The organism is Natronospira sp. (genome assembly GCF_007134575.1).
Lineage (GTDB): Bacteria > Pseudomonadota > Gammaproteobacteria > Natronospirales > Natronospiraceae > Natronospira > Natronospira elongata.
Genome location: NZ_SLKM01000260.1, coordinates 1 through 2542, shown reverse-complemented (window position 1 = coordinate 2542; position 2542 = coordinate 1). Strand labels below are relative to the sequence as shown.

3 protein-coding genes are annotated in these 2542 nt (G+C 52.6%); all 3 read left to right on the top strand.

Annotated elements, in window-relative coordinates:
- Positions 1-825: multicopper oxidase family protein (locus tag ACJWXQ_RS10410; RefSeq protein ID WP_406672776.1), on the top strand; the 825-nt coding region annotated here is incomplete at its 5' end.
- A gap of 299 nt (positions 826-1124) precedes the next feature.
- Positions 1125-1973 (top strand): DUF4440 domain-containing protein, encoded by an 849-nt coding sequence (locus ACJWXQ_RS10405; RefSeq protein ID WP_406672775.1) that lies wholly within the window; start codon positions 1125-1127, stop codon positions 1971-1973.
- A gap of 370 nt (positions 1974-2343) precedes the next feature.
- Positions 2344-2542, top strand: a 199-nt coding sequence (locus tag ACJWXQ_RS10400; protein WP_406672774.1) for a hypothetical protein, incomplete at its 3' end; no start/stop codon positions are given.

Here is a 2542-nt window from a genome sequence, read left to right as displayed (position 1 = left end):
GCTGAACCCGGTTCACGCCAGGAACGCGTGGATGATATGAACGGCCGCGAGGGAGACGTACTGTTCGTGAATGATGAGATCTTGCCGGAGCTGACCATCCGCAGCGGGGAAACTCAGCGGTTGCGGATCGTAAATGCCTCCGGTGCCCGGATTTACCGTCTGGCACTTGAAGGGCATACCTTTACCCACATTGGTAGTGACGGCGGACTGTTTGAGCACCCAAAAGAAGTGGATGAAATCATTCTTTCAAACGGCGAACGGGCCGAGCTTCTTGTTCACGATACCGGCGAACCTGGGACAAAAGTTACCCTTCAGGATCTGCCCTACGACCGCTACATGCCGATGTTTCGCCCATCGAACTGGGACGAAACCAACGATCTGCTGACTCTGTGGTATACGGATGATTCCCCTTTAGAAGAAACTTTTGATGTACCGGAAACCCTGCGAAAAATCCCGGAACTGAATATAAATGCCGCAACCGAAACACGGGTCATGCGGATGTCCAACGGCAAAATCAACAGCAAAACGATGGACATGAACCGCGTTGATGAAACGGCTGAACTGGGCGCTACCGAAATCTGGGACATCCGAAACCTGGTGGGCATGGATCACCCGTTTCACCTGCACGGCTTTCAGTTCCAGGTGATCGACCGCAATGGCGAGGCGGTCTCACAGCGTAAATGGGAAGACACGGTAAATGTACCCGGCTTCGAAACGGCTCGCTTCATTGTGCGATACGACAACTATCCCGGCAAGTGGATGTTTCACTGCCACATCCTCGACCACGAAGACCAGGGAATGATGGGGGTGTTAGAGGTTAAATAAACGACCTGACAGAGTCCGAGTGAAGCGAGGTCCTGTCAGAGTCGTCGGTTTTGTTCAAAAAAAAAGTGCCTGTGCAAGCACACACTTGCGCCTATCTGGATATTAACCGACCTGTCAGCGTACCGAACGGAGAGAGGTTCCTGACAGCGTCTGTTCCCTCAACCTGGCGCAAGCGTCCGCTTGTGTAGTACCAGCAGGATCGAAACGACTATTGTGAACTAAGAATAAATCAATTATACAGAGTTGTCGTCCCGAATTAACTTGGAACGACTTACATATAACACAAAAACAAGAAGATGATGAAAGAACAAAAAACTACATCACACTTCTCCATAACACTTTTTACACTCATTTTTGGCTTTGTATTTATCACTTCATCATGCCAGCAGGCTAATCGTGAAACAGCTGCAACCCAACACGAAGAGCTGGCCACCAGCTACATCGAGGCCTTCAACGCTCAAGACCGCGCGGCCCTGGAAGAGATTCTTGCCGATCCGCAGACCGACGATGGGGAAGAAATGACACGCGAGTCCTACCTCGAACGCGTCGAAGGGCTCTGGGACGTCTTCCCGGACATAGAGTTTGAACCCACACATGTCCTGGACGCCGAGGGCTACGTGGCCGTTCGCGGCGTATATATGGGCACCGGCGATGGCGAGTATCGCGGCTATGATATCGACGACCAGGAGTTCGAAGTATCGCAGATCATCCTGTTCGACGTGCAAGAGGGCCAAATTGCCGGGTCGTATGCAGAAAGGGACAATCTCGACCTCTGGGAGCAGCTGGGTGTCTTGGAGAGTCCATTCGAGAACTCCAACCAGGACGAGGAGACCCTGCAACGACTGGAGCGCGAAGTGTTCGATGCCTTTGAGCTGCCGGGAGACGCCGAGGCCATTGATCGGCTGTATTCCGAGGACTTTCTTGCCATCAACGATGACGCCAGTTATTCCGATAAGCAGAATGCCGTGGAGGTCGTCGAGACCGGCCGCTTTCCCGTTGTGGAGGAAGTCCTCAACGACGAGACGCGCATCCGGCGATTCGGGGAGACCGCAGTGATCACCGGCCGCTCGAAGTGGGTGGATCCCGAGGGGGAGGGCACCGGCGATGTGCGCCACACGATGATCTGGCTGAAAGAGGACGGTCGCTAGCAGATGGTCGGCTGGCAGGGGACGCCGCTACTCGAAGAAGCAGCATCTGGACCGAACCGCGATTAGAGGTGAGCGACAGGCTGCAATCAACCTTTCTGGTGCAATCGTCCGCTTTTGCCAGTGCCAGCAGGATCGAAGCTTCTGCTTCGACAAATATCGATATGAAGAAAGTATTTAATACAAAAGAAACATCAGATCAGGATATCCAACTTAAATATCAAACATAAATCAACTAACTATGCGATTACATAACACGTTTCCCGTTTCTTACACTATCTTATTAATTTTCATTTCAGTCTTGGCACACTTTGCTTTCTCATCCCAGCAGTCTGATAACGCTGCGGTTGCGGCTCAAAACGAAGAGTTGGCGATGAACGAGATCTCGGCCCACAACTCCATGGACTTCGACATTCTTAAGGGACTACTGACGGACATCGATGCAGAAGTACTTCCCGAGTCCGCCGTCCTCGAAGCGTGCTATGAGCAGCTTGGCGTCTTCATTCTACCGGCCAGCGATGCCGAGCCCTACCTGCCCGAGGGATTCGAACCCTTACAGCCCGAGGGGTTCG

Excerpts from the sequence above, each read along its gene's own strand:
- ACJWXQ_RS10405 (WP_406672775.1), top strand. The coding sequence starts at position 1,125 with ATGAAAGAACAAAAAACTACATCACACTTCTCCATAACACTTTTTACA.